Annotated in this window: 14 protein-coding genes and 1 pseudogene; 9 read left to right on the forward strand and 6 right to left on the reverse strand. The window is 42.1% G+C overall.

The window, feature by feature from the left end:
- The first annotated feature begins 837 nt into the window (after window positions 1–837).
- Both G1O98_RS12205 and G1O98_RS12210 read left to right on the forward strand, forming a co-directional pair.
- The gene (locus G1O98_RS12205; RefSeq protein WP_163929064.1) at window positions 838–1,773 is read left to right on the forward strand and encodes a M23 family metallopeptidase; all 936 of its coding nucleotides are present in this window, start codon (window positions 838–840) and stop codon (window positions 1,771–1,773) included.
- A gap of 120 nt (window positions 1,774–1,893) precedes the next feature.
- Complete coding sequence (locus G1O98_RS12210) at window positions 1,894–2,433, forward strand: late competence development ComFB family protein (RefSeq protein WP_041565537.1); 540 nt, start codon at window positions 1,894–1,896, stop codon at window positions 2,431–2,433.
- Between the two features lie 71 nt (window positions 2,434–2,504).
- On the opposite strand, the gene G1O98_RS39930 is transcribed toward G1O98_RS12210, so the two are convergent.
- Window positions 2,505–3,542, reverse strand: a complete 1,038-nt coding sequence (locus G1O98_RS39930) for a L,D-transpeptidase family protein (protein ID WP_228058042.1) — start codon at window positions 3,540–3,542, stop codon at window positions 2,505–2,507.
- Between the two features lie 279 nt (window positions 3,543–3,821).
- Between G1O98_RS39930 and G1O98_RS38740 the strand changes: the two genes are divergently transcribed.
- The 3 genes from G1O98_RS38740 to G1O98_RS12225 all read left to right on the forward strand — a co-directional run bounded on the left by G1O98_RS38740 (window position 3,822) and on the right by G1O98_RS12225 (window position 5,775).
- The gene (locus G1O98_RS38740; protein ID WP_167306191.1) at window positions 3,822–3,974 is read left to right on the forward strand and encodes a hypothetical protein; all 153 of its coding nucleotides are present in this window, start codon (window positions 3,822–3,824) and stop codon (window positions 3,972–3,974) included.
- A 369-nt stretch (window positions 3,975–4,343) separates the two neighbouring features.
- Window positions 4,344–5,000, forward strand: a complete 657-nt coding sequence (locus G1O98_RS12220) for a sigma-70 family RNA polymerase sigma factor (protein ID WP_114082966.1) — start codon at window positions 4,344–4,346, stop codon at window positions 4,998–5,000.
- Between the two features lie 157 nt (window positions 5,001–5,157).
- Window positions 5,158–5,775, forward strand: a complete 618-nt coding sequence (locus G1O98_RS12225; protein ID WP_163929065.1) for a zf-HC2 domain-containing protein — start codon at window positions 5,158–5,160, stop codon at window positions 5,773–5,775.
- Between the two features lie 16 nt (window positions 5,776–5,791).
- On the opposite strand, the gene G1O98_RS12230 is transcribed toward G1O98_RS12225, so the two are convergent.
- Window positions 5,792–6,247 (reverse strand): gamma-glutamylcyclotransferase, encoded by a 456-nt coding sequence (locus G1O98_RS12230; RefSeq protein ID WP_163929066.1) that lies wholly within the window; start codon window positions 6,245–6,247, stop codon window positions 5,792–5,794.
- A 170-nt stretch (window positions 6,248–6,417) separates the two neighbouring features.
- Between G1O98_RS12230 and leuS the strand changes: the two genes are divergently transcribed.
- The 4 genes and pseudogenes from leuS (at window position 6,418) to G1O98_RS12250 (ending at window position 12,233) form a co-directional block, all read left to right on the forward strand.
- Window positions 6,418–9,036, forward strand: coding sequence for a leucine--tRNA ligase (gene leuS, locus G1O98_RS12235; protein ID WP_163929067.1), 2,619 nt, complete (start codon window positions 6,418–6,420; stop codon window positions 9,034–9,036).
- Between the two features lie 112 nt (window positions 9,037–9,148).
- A pseudogene (locus G1O98_RS12240) lies at window positions 9,149–9,446 on the forward strand (DUF433 domain-containing protein).
- A 33-nt stretch (window positions 9,447–9,479) separates the two neighbouring features.
- Window positions 9,480–9,821, forward strand: a complete 342-nt coding sequence (locus G1O98_RS12245; protein ID WP_163929095.1) for a DUF5615 family PIN-like protein — start codon at window positions 9,480–9,482, stop codon at window positions 9,819–9,821.
- 1,257 nt (window positions 9,822–11,078) lie between these two features.
- Window positions 11,079–12,233, forward strand: a complete 1,155-nt coding sequence (locus G1O98_RS12250) for an alanine--glyoxylate aminotransferase family protein (RefSeq protein WP_163929068.1) — start codon at window positions 11,079–11,081, stop codon at window positions 12,231–12,233.
- Between the two features lie 329 nt (window positions 12,234–12,562).
- Here the strand turns inward: G1O98_RS12250 and G1O98_RS12255 are convergent, their stop codons facing one another.
- From G1O98_RS12255 to G1O98_RS12270, 4 genes are all read right to left on the reverse strand, one after another.
- Window positions 12,563–12,790: a DUF2949 domain-containing protein gene (locus tag G1O98_RS12255; protein WP_012410503.1), complete on the reverse strand. Its 228-nt coding sequence runs from the start codon at window positions 12,788–12,790 to the stop codon at window positions 12,563–12,565.
- A 465-nt stretch (window positions 12,791–13,255) separates the two neighbouring features.
- Window positions 13,256–13,771 (reverse strand): DUF192 domain-containing protein, encoded by a 516-nt coding sequence (locus G1O98_RS12260; RefSeq protein WP_163929069.1) that lies wholly within the window; start codon window positions 13,769–13,771, stop codon window positions 13,256–13,258.
- Window positions 13,772–13,933: 162 nt separating this feature from the next.
- Window positions 13,934–14,620 (reverse strand): response regulator transcription factor NblR, encoded by a 687-nt coding sequence (gene nblR / locus G1O98_RS12265; RefSeq protein WP_012410505.1) that lies wholly within the window; start codon window positions 14,618–14,620, stop codon window positions 13,934–13,936.
- A 336-nt stretch (window positions 14,621–14,956) separates the two neighbouring features.
- Window positions 14,957–15,874, reverse strand: a complete 918-nt coding sequence (locus G1O98_RS12270; RefSeq protein WP_163929070.1) for an NAD(+) kinase — start codon at window positions 15,872–15,874, stop codon at window positions 14,957–14,959.
- Window positions 15,875–15,988: the final 114 nt, after the last annotated feature.

Consider the following 15,988-nt stretch of genomic DNA (forward strand, 5'->3'; position numbering starts at 1 on the left):
CATGGTTCACTCTTAGACCGATATTTACCTCAGTATTATCTCGTAGTCTTTTTCAAAAATCAAATATGATTCCTATATCTGTTATTAGTGTATAAACGGTGATTAAGAATTAGATAAATTAAAAATAATATAATTTCACACTATATTTTACTAAAAACTATTGTAGGGTAGGTATCTTGCCTACCCTACTTTTGCAAATTAAATGCTCAATAACTTAATAAATCGAACTTTGTCTAAGCTTAATAGGGTTATTTCTAATACTTTGCCCTTGGTTTACCCTGACTTTTCACATTATGTGGAAAAGTCCACCAAAAACCTAACCCCCTTCCCGACACGGGAAGGGTGAAAATTCAAAGTCTCTCTTCTTTTAGGAGAGAGATTTAGAGAGAGGTTTTGCAGATGCCGTGAAAAGTCAGGGTTTACCTGGCTTGCGCCATTTACTTACACCAATTTTAACTTAGCAATCTAGTACGAGTGTCCAGTTAAACAAGTGTCCAGTTGATTCCAAGATTTTCTTCAAGTATTATTATGTAATGGGTATAATCACAAGGTGTTTCTTTTGTTGCCTAATAAATGATACCTTGGCAAACACTTATAGAGTCTTTGCCTCCAATCTAGTTAAATTTTAAGATCATTACCAATGTCAATGTAATACATAAAGTTAATACCAACTAACTAAATTACAGTTACAAATCATTCTCTCTTATCTCCTACCTGATGTAACTCTGAGGTCTATAAGTCTCTGGAGGGTTTCAAAAACATCTACGTCAAAGAGGAAACACGAGTAAAAATAAGCTAGTCTATTTTCCAACACAAGCAAGGAATTTTTGTAGCTCTATGATTATTGAGAATAGTGCTAGTAGTTCAAACCAGAAGTTGCTCGGTTTTGATGTCAAAAGTTTGACAGCCAATCGCCTTGCAATAAATGTGTTAATGGGAATATTTGCTGTTCTCCCTATCACCTTGGCATTGCCTGTAGATGCTTTACAAGTAAAGGTGACTCCAACTAGTCCTAAATTAGGGGATACACTCTCGGTAGAGATTAATCTAGATAATCCTGAGAATGGTACAAATCCAACAGTAGCGAATGGTAATAATACATACCCAGCCTTTCAAATTGCCCCCAATCAGTATCGGGCTTTTGTTCCCACAACTCCCCTAGAAAAACCTGGAACTAGAACACTTCGCGTTGTAGGGGATGGTCAAGTCCAAAACTTGGCAGTGAATGTGCTTAATCGCAAGTTCCCTGTACAACGCATTACTTTGCCACCTGGCAAAGCCGGAGTAGATGCCACAGAATACGAACTTAAGCGTGTAGCGGCTTTTAAAGCATTAAAAACACCAGAAAAGTATTGGAATGGAGTATTTCTGAAACCAAATGCAGGGCGAATGAGTACAACCTATGGTGTTCGTCGCTACTATAATGGTACATTTGCAAAGGACTACTATCATCGTGGTCTTGACTACGCTGGTGCTGCCGGTTCATCGGTGATTGCCCCAGCTGCTGGGCGAGTTGCTTTGGTGGGTAGGGTATCCCAAGGGTTTAGGATACACGGTAACGTAGTTGGCATTGACCACGGTCAAGGAGTAACCAGTATTTTCATGCACCTGAGTCGTATTAACGTTAAAGAAGGTGATCTTGTGAAAGCTGGTCAACTAATTGGTGCAGTTGGTTCAACAGGTGCTTCCACAGGTCCACATTTGCACTGGGGTCTGTATGTCAACGGACAATCTGTTGATCCAACACCTTGGCGAACTAAGGTCGTTAATTAGTAGAGGCGGAATAATCGCGTCTGTGCGTAATTTGTGTTTTTTTTGCTGAAGATTAAGCAAAATCAATTGGATTGATACCGTCCCTACCTTGCTTGGCCAACATAAATGATGATAAGTGTTATGAGTATCGAAAAAATTGTAGAACAAGCTCTCCAGGATGGTTATTTAACACCAGCAATGGAAGCAGAAGTCGGTAGAATCTGTGATAACGCCTCGGAACTCTCAATTGAAGAGTATATGGCGCTGGATCGGCTCATGGGAGCGCTATTGACTGGTGAGGTAGTGGCGGTACCTCGCAAACAATTCATTAACGTTATGGAAGAATTGGTATTGACAGAAGCGATCGCCAGAGTCGCAGAAATTGAAGCCACCAGCGAAAGTTCTCTAGATGTAGGAGATATTGCTGCTTATGCTCTCAATCGACTACCACCTTTGTATGCTACTACAGAAGAGGGTGCTAGCTTCCAGCGCCAAACGGCTCAGGCAGAACTGCAAGAATTAATTTCTCAGCAAGTGAGTGAAGCGATTAATCGTTACCTAGATCGACCCAATTTCTTCCCAGAACGGCAAGCTTTGGGCAAAAATACTGGTAATGAGGTTGTACGCCAGGTTAGTGCCTTACTCCAGACATACGCACCTAATTTTGAGCAAAAATTATAATTTCAATAGTCATTGTCATTTGTCATTTGTCATTTGTTTTAGACAAAGGACTAATGACTAATGACTCTTAATTAATTACGTACCAGTACTGTTGTCCCTATACTTACTTGCTCATAAAGCATTCTGACATCAGAATTACGCATTCTTAAACAACCGTGGGATACAGCTGTTCCTACCAGGTCAATTTCCGGCGTACCATGAAAGCCAATTTCATTGCGTCCATCTGACCAAAAACCAATCCATCTGTCTCCCAAGGGACTATCCGTACCAGCCTCAAATACTTTGCCTGTAATTGGGTGCCGCCAGATTGGATAGTGTCGCATGTGGATCACCTGGAAAGAACCTGTGGGCGTTTCCCAACCTTTCTTACCTACAGCAATTGGGTAGCTAGCTATTACCTCATCTCCTGCATATACGTAAGTGCGGCGATCGCTTAAATCAACCACCACTTGCGTTTTGCCATCTGCCAGACTATCAGATGCGGATGGTGCTTGTTGGGCTGAAGCCTTAGACCATAAACCTTTTGGCCAACTATCCACAACTGGATTTTGTCTTTCGGCTTGCGCCACCAGCTGCATCTTAATTGGTAGTTCAGTTGCTTGAGCTACATTATTTCTAATTGTTTTCGGCTGAGTTTGAGGCTTGATAGTAGAAGATTTTGGTGTAGAAGCCTTGCGAGTCGTTGCTTTAGCTACATTCTTCTTAATTATTTTCGACTTAATCGCAGAATATTTGAGTGTAGAAGCCTTGCGAGTCGTTGCTTTAGCTACATTCTTCTTAATTATTTTCGACTTAGTTCGAGGCTTAATAGCAGAGGACTTTGGTGTAACCGCCCTCTGAACACTTGAGCCTTGGGCAACTTCAGCAGGTGGCACAGATGCACCCAGCGCAATTTCCCCTAAACTCACTTGTGACAGATTCTTGTAGACTTCCTCTGAGCGGCTTCCCTTGGGATTGGTTAGGGTAGAATCTCGCCGCATCGAAGTAGATGCAGACTTATCAGACTGCCGTTGTGCCGTAGTAATGCGCCAATGGACAGCTAAAGATAAAAATGCTGTGCCAAAACAGAGCAACATTACCATCCGCCCTACAGATTCGTTTCTTACCATTGCCATCGCCTATTGTTTATCCCTGACATATCCAGCCGAGAAATTGGATGTGTTCATCATCCGATTATCAAAAATTTATCAATACTTATCATTTCCGTTATAAATCTGCCAACACCTCTGGGCAAACTAAGACTATGCAAATTGTCCCAGCAGCAAAACTTCAAGTGACCAACCTCATTCCTCCAAAGTTCTGGGGGTTGTAAGCCAATACTTAGACTTTCTGGCGGAACTTTTGCAATGTAGCAATCAATGATTAGTGGTGTCGGCGGGAGAAAAACCATGTTTGAAAAACTATTGCTAGCGGTCACAATTACATTTTCCCTCAATTTATTTTTTCAAGTTCGTGTACCAGAGCAACATAACTCTGGTGCTATTTACGGGTCACAACTAGAACAATCAGCAACTATTCTGGTAACAAAATCAAAAAAATAAATCACCATTATAGTAACCACAGCAACCCAACTCCCAGAAATTATTACCTGAATTTTAAAGGTATCAAGAAGGTAGAATTACAAAATTTTTCTCTTCATCCTTAATAACCAGATTTAATTATTTTTATCAAGCGTATATACCCAGTTGCTAAAAGTACTAAAATGTGCATATTGCTGCGCTTTTTTGAGTTGATGGTTGTAAGGGCAACTATGCGAGCAGTATAAGGAAAAAGTGGCTCACCTTATTGCTATAAATGTATCCAAAATTGTCTGCCTCCGTGTTCCAGTCATAAATCCGTCACCTTAGCATGGAACTTCTGTCCCATTAGCAGGTCTAATAGATAGGGATGATTTAGAGCCAGTACGATCTATGAGTCAGTCGATTACTGTATCCTGGTCAACGGTTGATGCAAAGTATCCAGAAGCATCAGTGCAAGTTGACAAACTCCCTAACCACGATTTAATTTTGCGCTGTCAAGCGGGACTGCGGCCAGATCGTGTTGCGTTTTCAGAACTATTACGCCGCTATCAAAGTCAAGTTGATAGAGTTCTCTACCACCTAGCTCCAGATTGGTCTGACAGAGCCGATTTAGCTCAAGAAGTTTGGATTCGAGTCTATCGGAATATTAACCGATTACAAGAGCCTGCTAAATTTCGGGGCTGGTTAAGCCGCATTGCCACCAACTTGTTTTACGATGAGTTACGGAAACGCAAGCGGGTTGTTAGCCCTTTATCACTGGATGCTCCCCGCTCGTTAGAGGACGGTGAGATGGATTGGGAAATCGCTGGCGATACTCCCGGGCCTGAAGAAGAACTGACAACTAGAGAATTTTACGAGCAATTGCGGGAAGCGATCGCGGATTTACCAGAAGTCTTTCGTACTACCATTGTCCTGAGAGAAATCGAGGGCATGGCTTATGAAGAAATTGCTGAAATCACTGGAGTTTCTTTAGGAACTGTGAAGTCAAGAATAGCCAGAGCTAGATCGAGGCTGCAAGCTCACTTGCAGAATTATCTAGACTCCTAATTTACAGCATCTTGCCTCTGCCCAATGACAGAATTTAAGCATAGATTAAGAATTAGCATAAAGACGTAGATCACTTCTATCTTAAGAAGGAAAAATGGCTAATTTTCCCGAAATTCCCGCCCAGTTTACCCGTGTATGAATTGGTAATAATGTTAAGATGACTACTGATTCTCAGTTTTACGACCGTTCTTCTTTGCAACTTCCTCAAGATTTGTCAGATGGAATGGCCAAGCATACCAATGAATCAACGGGTCTTATGGATATGGTGAAGCGCGATCGCTTCGAGTTATTGAGTGCTTACCTTGATGGTGAAGTCACAGCCCCTGAACGCAGGCAAGTAGAAGAATGGCTGGCAAATGATGCCTCGGTTCAATGCTTGTATGCCCGACTGTTAAAGCTGCGCCAAGGCTTGCGGACTCTTCCAGTCCCCACCACAGCCCAAGAGTCACCAGAAGCAACAGTTCAGCAAGTATTCACACGTTTGCGCCGCCGTTCCCGTTTAAACTGGATGGCGGGAGGTGCAGCCGTTGCTGCTTGCGTAATCGGTGCAGTATCTAGCTTAGTACCTGGTGGTTTGAATGTGCCGCAACTGGCGCAACGACCACAAAAAGAACCGATTCAAACATCCTCAGCGTCTATAATTCCACCTTCTCCTCTGATGGTGGGACTAAATAACCCGGTAATTGAGATTCCTAAAGCAGCAGTAGCTTCTCCAAAAAATCCAATTTATCCGGTACAACCACAACGGCACGACTCCAAACAGGACATAAACTAATTGCAAAGTTAACGGTTCACAGCTCGTAATTGTGCTTTGCAGTTAAACCACAGCCACTCCACCAGCCGTCAGGTTGGAGTAATCCTCCTAGTTGGGCAACTTGCTCTAGAGCCATTAAATAAACCCAAGCCCAACCCAGAAAGAGCGACTGTGGTTTATAAACCTCGATAATTTGCCGATTATAGAGGTTTTCTGAGGGTTGTCTAGTGGGCTGGTAATTTTCCAGCACATCTAGCTCATTTAAAATTCTTGTGTTGGGAAAAGAAAGTAAATATCCGTAAACTTTGCTATTTCCCAGCGTCATTGCTGGGTAGCCCATTGGCAGAGCAAACAATCTACCTTCTACAAAAACTCTTTTGACATCAACTACTTTGCCAGCACAGTATTTTTTATAGTTAGCCTCACCTGGTTTGAGTGTGCCGTAGACAAAAACCCGCACCAAATCAGAAAATTTTATATTTAATTCAACCATCTAAACCTTTATCAAATGACTGTTGCCATACCTGAAACACTAGCAGTTCAGGCATAATTTGGCTGATGCTCAATTATATAAATCTGTGATTAGTTGACCTACAATATAGGTTAACCTAAGAGGTTGACATAAAAGGTTAACCTACGACAGACCCATTAGGAGAATTTTTGGTGGATTCCCGATATAACCCCGCAGCGATTGAGGAAAAATGGCAGAAAACATGGTTAGAACTTGGCTTAGATAAAACACCTTCAGCTAGCAACAAGCCAAAATTCTACGCCTTATCCATGTTCCCTTATCCATCGGGCAGCCTACACATGGGTCACGTCCGTAATTATACCATTACTGACGTGATTGCCCGCCTCAAGCGAATGCAAGGGTATCGGGTAATACACCCAATGGGTTGGGATGCCTTTGGCTTGCCAGCAGAAAATGCCGCTATTGACCGTGGTGTACCGCCAGCAAAGTGGACTTATCAGAATATTGCCCAGATGCGGCAGCAATTGCAGCGTCTTGGTTTATCAATTGATTGGGAATGTGAACTAGCTACTTGTTCACCAGATTATTACAAGTGGACACAATGGATTTTCTTGCAGTTTTTGCAAGCAGGGTTAGCTTACCAAAAAGAAGCAGCCGTAAACTGGGACCCCATTGACCAAACTGTATTAGCAAATGAGCAAGTTGATAACGAAGGACGTTCCTGGCGCAGTGGTGCAATAGTTGAGCGCAAATTGTTACGGCAGTGGTTTTTTAAGATTACTGACTATGCCGAAGAATTACTCAATGACTTAGATAAGTTGACAGGTTGGCCAGAACGGGTCAAATTGATGCAGGCAAACTGGATTGGTAAATCCACAGGCGCTTATTTGGAATTTCCCATTATCGGGATAGATGAAAAAATTGCCGTGTATACCACGCGCCCAGATACCGTTTATGGTGTCAGTTATTTAGTATTAGCACCAGAACATCCCTTAACAAATCGTGTTACCACAAAAGAACAACAAGCGGCGGTAGAAGTCTTTATTAAAGAGGTTTCTAATCAAAGTGAGTTGGAACGTACTTCTGAAGACAAACCTAAGCGAGGTATCCCCACAGGTGGGGTGGCAATTAACCCGTTTACAGGGGAAGAAGTGCCTATTTGGATTGCTGACTATGTACTGTATGAGTATGGTACTGGGGCAGTGATGGGTGTACCCGCACACGATGTCCGAGATTTTAAGTTTGCTAAAAATTACGATTTACCAATTAATTTTGTCATCGCTTCCCCAGATGATGTTGCAGGTTTTGACTTAACTCCAACATCAGAGATTGATGGAATCACACAACTTGTCGAAGTTGACTATAAACAGGCATACACTGAACCAGGAATTTTAATTAATTCTGGGGCTTTTACTGGTATATCTTCCACAGACGCTAAACAAGCCATAATTGAATACGCCGAAAAACAAGGTTTTGGTAAAGTGCGGGTGCAATATCGCTTGCGGGATTGGTTAATTTCCCGGCAGCGTTACTGGGGCGCACCGATACCTGTAATTCACTGTCCAAACTGTGGAATAGTGCCAGTACCTGACAAAGATTTGCCAGTCCAGTTGCCAGAAGAAGTGGAATTTACTGGACGTGGGGGTTCACCTTTAACTCAGTTAGAAAGCTGGGTAAATGTACCTTGTCCAACTTGCGGCACTCCAGCGAAGCGCGAAACTGACACGATGGACACTTTTATTGATTCCTCGTGGTATTTCTTGCGCTTCCCTGACGCTAAAAATGAACAACAGGTTTTTGATTCCAGTAAAGTTAATGACTGGATGCCAGTGAATCAGTACGTGGGTGGGATTGAACACGCGATTTTACATTTGTTATATTCGCGGTTCTTTACTAAGGTACTGCGCGACAGAGGGGTACTGAACTTTGATGAACCTTTCCAACGTCTGTTAACTCAAGGGATGGTACAGGGTTTAACTTATCTAAATCCCAATAAGGGCGGTAAGGATAAATGGATTCCTTCTAATCTGGTCAATTCTGCTGACCCTCGTGACCCTCAGACAGGCGAACCTTTGCAACGTCTCTACGCCACCATGTCTAAATCAAAGGGCAACGGTGTCGCGCCAGAAGATGTAGTTACCAAATACGGTATAGACACAGCGCGGATGTTCATCTTGTTCAAAGCGCCGCCAGAAAAAGACCTGGAATGGGATGAAGCCGATGTGGAAGGACAATTCCGCTTTTTAAATCGGGTTTGGCGTTTGGTGACGGATTATATTACTGCTGGGGTATCTCGTAAAAAAGCTCAACTCTCTGATTTAACTAAGGCTGAAAAAGAATTACGGCGGACGATTCACACGGCTATTCAAGCGGTAACGGAAGACGTGGAAGACGAATATCAATTCAACACAGCTATTTCCGAATTGATGAAGTTGAGTAATGCCCTAAGTGATGCCGACAAAAATTCACCAATTTACGCAGAAGGTATTCGGACTTTGGTGATGTTACTCGCACCCTTTGCACCACATATTGCTGATGAATTGTGGCATTTGTTGGGTGAAAGTGATTCAGTTCACACTCAAACTTGGCCATCATTTGACCCTGTTGCTTTGGTAGCTGATGAAATCACTTTAGTGATTCAAGTTATGGGCAAAACTCGTGGCGCGATTCAAGTACCAGCACAAGCAGATAAAGCAGCGTTGGAGAAATACGCTCGTGAATCAGAAATTGCCCAGCGTTACATTGAAGGCAAAGAGATTAAGAAGGTAATTGTAGTGCCTGGAAAGTTAGTGAATTTTGTAGTCAGCTAAAAGTAGAGGGAAGAGATATGCTTAGGATTTATGCACTGAAAACCTGAAATGTCTTTCCCTCTAGACTACACCAGTTGCTCAAGACTTCCAAAACACCAAAGGATTTACATCCGTGACACTCAAAGAGTTAGAACAACAACTTCTTGCCCTCAGACAAGCGTGAAAAATTGCAGGCTATACAGTTACTTGCTCAAAGCCTCGGCAACAATTGGCAAGGAATTGAGAAAACTCCTAAAGTCTGTGGTGGAGAGGCTCGTATCGCTAAAACTCGTATTCCTGTCTGGGTACTTGTGGAAGCTAGCCGTCTTGGATATAGTGATGCTGACCTTTTAACGAGCTATCCAACTATTACAGCTACAGATTTAGCCAATGCTTGGGTATACGCAGAAGCTCATCTTAATGAAATCTAATTGGCAATTGAGCGTAATGAGGTAGCCCAGTCGATGGCAAGGTTTTACGCAGATGAGCAGTTTCCATTTCCAGTTGTGGAATTATTACGCGCTTTGGGACATGATGTTTTGACAGTTCAAGAAGCAGAAAATGCAGACCAAGGTGTACCTGATGAGGAAGTGCTAGCATTTGCTGTAAGTCAAGAACCCTCGATATTAACTATCAACAGAATTGATTTTATCCGTTTGCATCGTCGTGATTCTAACCACTTCGGTATTATTGTTTGTACGAACAATCGTAATTGGGGACAGTTTGCATCACGGATAGATGAGACTGTCACAGCAGAACAAGCGTTGCAAGGAAAACTAATTCGTGTGGTACGTCCAGTCACTTAAAAAGATTTTGATGGAATGCACGGATGTTAAAACCATCAAGAATCTGTTGCAAAAAATATTGTAACAGTAGTCTCTTTCTCTGGTATGTGTGTATTTAAAAACATCTATAATTATCGTTCAAAGAGTTAAACTGTTTTATTTATACACGAAAAAGCGCTTGAGAGTTTTGCTCACTCAAGCGCTTCCCCGTAAAAGCTTATACCAACTCACTTGTTTGATGCAACATTTGAAATCTGCAACACCCCCTTATCAGGGAGTATTGCGGGGATAACTTGTGACAAACATTTGGTGAAATGGTATCACTCCTTGCACTAACTAAGAATATCTCTTTTACAAGAAAACCGGGGATCTGGTGAGTGACAGTTTATGAACTGAACACTAGTTAAAAACGACTCACCATGAATGGTAACTAACGAAACTAAGCACAATTGTAGCAAGTTTGTAAGTATAGTATAAAAACTTATAGTTGATTAGCGTAGGCATAGGCATTGCCTGCCTTTGAGTAAAGCTTCAAAATGTGCAGCAATTAGCAGCATAAATATCTCAAATTTAGCAGCAAATAAACTGGAAGGTATCAGTGAAAAATCGCCATCAAGTAAGCCTGAGATGGCTTATATATCTGCATGAAAGCGATTTAGACTGCAATAAAATCATCACCTCCTCAATAGATAAAGCTATTCTTTAGAGAATGAGAACCAAAGAACAAATCTTCTACCTAGGCAGATTGAAAACTTTTGGTTGGGTATCTTTTATCTCTTAGCAAACGATGACATCTAACTCTTCCGCATAGTGTAGGCGGTTACTTCCTTGGTTGAAGCAAAACAGAGCTTTTTCACCGACGATTTCCACGATATTTAAATCGATTTCGCATATTTCTATCAAAACAACTGAGGCCGATGATGGGGAAGATTAAAGAATTTATAATATCTATACCTAAAATTGGGAGAGCTTAAATGGACGCTTCAGCCTCAGCTATTTTAGCTACTCCCCTACTAGCACACGCCTTAACCTGGTGTCTAAGTGTATGGTAAGATTGCCTGGAACAGAGGTTTTATTTGAGTTGGAGTCTCGTAGAAATTGCGAAGGTCAAGCTGACCGATCATTAACTCCCACGATACTTTTCCTATGGATTTGGAAAATATACAACAAGACTGGTGGCGATCTGAGTGTAATTTGTAGATGAATATCTAAAATTTGCTACCAGACTAAACCAATTTCCCACAATTTTGACTTTTATTTGACTTTTAGGATAGACACATGAACGATAAGCTGATGCTAATGATTCCAGGCCCAACCCCGGTGCCAGAAGCTGCTTTACTGGCATTAGCCAAGCATCCGATTGGACACCGTACCAGTGAATTTAGCAACATCTTGGCAGAGGTGACGGAAAACCTGAAGTGGTTGCACCAAACTCAAAGTGATGTGCTGACACTGAATGTCAGTGGTACGGGTGCTGTAGAAGCTGGAATAATTAATTTTCTCTCTCCAGGCGATCGCATTTTAGTTGGCTCTAATGGTAAATTTGGCGAACGCTGGGTAGAAGTTGGCCAAGCCTACGGTTTGAATGTAGAAGAAGTTAAGGTGGAATGGGGAAAACCCTTAGACCCCGCAGTATTTGCCGAAAAACTCCAAGCAGATACCCAAAAGCAAATTAAAGCTGTAATCATTACCCACAGTGAAACCTCGACAGGTGTATTGAATGACCTAGAAAGCATCAACCGCCATGTGAAAGAACACGGTGAAGCTTTGATTATCGTTGATGCCGTCACAAGCTTGGGTGCATTCAATCTCCCGGTAGATGCTTGGGGTTTGGATATAGTCGCCTCCGGTTCTCAAAAAGGTTATATGATTCCGCCGGGATTGGGTTTTGTCTCTGTTAGTCCCAAAGCTTGGGAAGCTTACAAAACTGCGAAACTACCGAAATATTATTTGGACTTAGGCAAATATCGCAAAGCCACAGCCAAAAATACAACTCCATTTACTCCACCCGTGAACTTGATCGTAGCGTTACACACCACGTTGCGAATGATGAAAGAGGAAGGATTAGAGTCAATATTTGCTCGACATGAACGGCTGAAAAATGCTACCCGCGCCGCCATTCAAGGGTTGAATTTGCCTCTGTTTGCAGCAGATAGTTCCGCTAGTCCGGCGATTACGGCTGTAGCACCACAGGGAATTGAATCGGATAAGATTCGGTCATTGATGAAAAAACGCTTTGATATTGCCCTTGCAGGTGGTCAAGACCATTTGAGTAATAAGATTTTCCGCATTGGTCACTTGGGCTTTGTGAGCGATCGCGATATCCTTAGCTGTATAGCATCCTTAGAAGTTACCCTAACAGAACTTGGATACAAAGACTTCACCCCTGGTTCTGGTATAGCAGCAGCAGTTAAAGTGTTTAGTCAGTCCTAATAAATCAAAAGAGCGAGTTAAATTATCAACTCGCTCTTTTGATTTGTTGTATATAAATAAGTAGAAACCGTCAGAGTTAATAAACCTATATATCAACCTTTGTACAAGATAGAGTTGATGTGACATACTTTTATTATCTTAAATGAGACCAACTTGCCCTAGATAGTATTATTTGCTTCTGAGAGAGTCACACAGCTTATTTGACACCAAACAATACCAACTTTGGCAACTTAGTACGATCCAGAATTTGCATAACATAGTATTGTTTGAGATTCCGGTAACAGCCTTTTGATAGAGACTTTTAATCCAAAACCCAAAATTGGCATAAATTATGCCGTCTCCAGCCAATCATAAATTTGTTCTAACTGTTCTAGAGTAATCAAACCATACTGCCAAAGAATCATTGCCAAAGGGCCTGGGTCTTGCTCCCGATGGCGCAGTGCAACCGCCAGCGATGCTGTGGAAATTGCCAAATCTTCTTGCAAAAAATGAATCAGTCGAGAATATTTTGATGGTGACATTTGAATCTCACCTCCTTGTGCAGAATGTATTGTCATATATCAGTTCACCATTGCTCGGTAGCCAGTAGCCAGTATTTCATCTGTCACTGTGCCGTTATTGGCTATACACCCCAGCACAGTTTTTTTTGATTTGCCTTTAAGAGAGGCTTGTCATCTGCTCAATTATCAAGCAGCATTTTTACTTAATTCAATGACTCCATCTTGTTTACTTGTGTAGTTTTTTTAATTACACATGTAGTAACAAAGATTCCATAACCTATACTCTCTTATTGGCGACTATTTACACTTACGCCGAAGGGAATATTTTTGCAACCAAACCTCAAGTTCGCGATTTCAGATTGGAGACAGTAGAATTTTACATTATTACCACAGTTTTTAAATAGTAGCGTTACAGATGACTTTTTGCTACAGCACGTGACATTTTTTACAAAAAAAACATCGATTTAGGTAGTATACGGTCTGAACAGAGCAACTATCCAAATCTTTATCCTTGAAAAGTAGCTAAGTCTCAGAACTCTCAATTTTGACAATATCGCCCACTTTCAACTTCAATTCGGCAGCTCTTCCAGAGCGAAGTTCAATTACCTTATCGATTGGTGTGTTGGGGCCATAAGTAGGACAAGGCTCACTTGCACAAGGAGGTGCAGCAGATTGGATATATTTAACTACACCGTTCTGTAAAAATACCATATCCAAGGCTACAGGTACATTTTTCATCCAGAAACTAACTGGTTGTGGTGAAGCGAACCCAAATAGCATTCCTCGGTCATCTGGTAAAGCTGGTCGATACATCAACCCCATTTGTTGCTGTTGTGGTGTCTTCGCGACTTCTAGCTGAATAGTTGTGCCATTAGGAAGAATGGCTTTTGCAGAAATTGGTAGTTTTTGACCTAAACTCGCTGGGGTTGGAGGTTTAGAATCAGACGTGGGGGTTGGAGGTTTAGCCGTTGTTGGCACAGAACAGCCCATCAATAAAACACTCAGCAACATTGAGAATAAACCTAGCCAACGATTCATAATTATTTTTGATTTTGTAATTTAGATTTCAATTTTACAGAATTTAAGCTAAAAAGCTCACGCTTTTATTTGTCTGGTAATACACAGGCGTTTTCAGGCTGAATTAACTAGACAATGGGCTTAAGCCCATTGTCAAAGGTAGGCAAACTTTCGCCATCTCTACTAGGATTCTCTTAAAACGTACCCTACGCCGCGCACTGTCTGAATTAGGCGCTTTTGACCTTCATCTTCGATTTTGAGGCGCAGGTAGCGGATGTACACTTCAATGACATTCGACTCACCCAGAAAGTCATAACCCCAAACATTTTCTAAAATTTGTTCGCGGGTTAACACCTCACGGGGATGTTCCATTAAGAATTTTAATAGTTCAAATTCTTTCATTGTCAAGTCAATTGCCCGACCGCCGTGGATAGCACGGCGACTTGCGATGTCTAAAATAAGATCCCCAAAGCGTAATTGCTCCGTGGTATCCACATCGGGTTTTAAGTAGAGCCGAATTAACTTCAAAAAGTCTTCAGAGCGGTAAGGTTTGAGGATGTAATCATCCGCTCCAGCTTCTAGACAAGCTACACGATCATCGACGGTATCCCTTGCCATTAAAATCAACACAGGCGATCGCATACCAGTGCTTCTCAAATTTTTACACAATGAGAGTCCTGATTCTCCTGCTAACATCCGGTCTAAAACAATTAAAGCAGGTTGGCGATCGCGACAGTATTGCAAACCACTGGTCGCATCATGAGCCAATATCGATTCATAGCCAGCTTCTTGCAAATCGCAAGCAAGCTGATTTGCTAGGCTCTCATCGGTTTCAATCACCAAAACACAGGGACTTGGAGCAACTGTCATAACAATTTGGGATATTGGATTTGGGATTGTAAAGATGTTCCAGAGAAAATCTTTACATCAGTTATAAAGTGCAATTACGAGTTTTTAACGATGAAGCAATCCTGATTTGACGCACGGCTAAGAATCTTTTAGCACGTTCAGGTGTCAGCAATCGAATTCTCCGATGCAATCTTAATAACTAACTCCAAATACCATCCCTGTACCAGTAATTCTGGACGGAAATCAGTAAATTGGGCATTGGGCATAGAGAATAGGGTGATGTAGCTTTAGCTTCCCGCAGGGTGGGACTGAGGGAGAAGAATTAATAACCAATGCCCAATGCCCAATGCCCAATCATTACGGTAATTCTACCGAAGTTGGTTTGGCAATATGTGGTAAACCCCAACCTAATTTTTCTCGTAAAATTCGGAAAAACTCAGGCGGTTGAAGGCGAATAAATCGCACACTATATTGCGATCGCTCCATATATACTCTATCTTCTGGTAGGACATAACACCCTCCATTACCATCCACCACCATCACTAGCCGAGGAATGTTGACTGGATAAATGTTCACCGATTCAGTATCTGGAAATACCAATGCTCTAGAAGCTAGAGAATGGGGACAAATGGGTACTAGCTGTAAAACAGGTACACCAGGAGTCACGACTGGGCCACCAGCACTCAATGAGTAAGCTGTAGAACCAGTAGGCGTAGAAACAATCACACCATCCGCCGCGATATCTACTGGTGCATGACGACCTATGGCAATTTCAAAATGGCACATAGAGGTCAAAGGTTCTCGGTGCAGAACCATTTCATTCAAGCAGAGAGCTTCCCACAGTACTGCATCTCCCCGAAATACTTTGACGGTGAGCATGGCTCGTTCTTCAATTTCATACTCACCATTCATTGCCTGTTCAAGTGCTTGGGGCAATTGATTCAGGAAAGTTTCTGTCAAAAATCCCATGTGACCGGTATTCACTGTTAATAGTGGAATACCACAGGGGGCTACCTGACGAGACGCTGCTAAAACAGTGCCGTCTCCCCCTAACACCACTGCAAACTCCATATCTGAGTCAAAACCAGGGGGCGTTAGACCATCAATGGGGGTGTGGCATACAGGACTATCTGGATTAGAGTAGCCTAATATTCCACCGATACTTGATGTGATACACACATCCCAACCGGCTGCGGTTAGCTTGTCTTTCAACTCGATAGCGACACGACCCGCTATCGGTTTAACGTCATTGTAGATAATGCCTGCTTTCGGCACACTCAAATATCCAAGTTTAGGCGATGCTTTGTATTATGTAATCCTTACACATTTTGGGTCATGTAGTCATTAATCTGGAGTCAAATATCCAGAGTGTAGAGTTTCATGACTAAT

It is taken from the genome of Nostoc sp. UIC 10630, assembly GCF_010747425.1.
In the GTDB taxonomy this organism is placed as follows: domain Bacteria; phylum Cyanobacteriota; class Cyanobacteriia; order Cyanobacteriales; family Nostocaceae; genus Nostoc.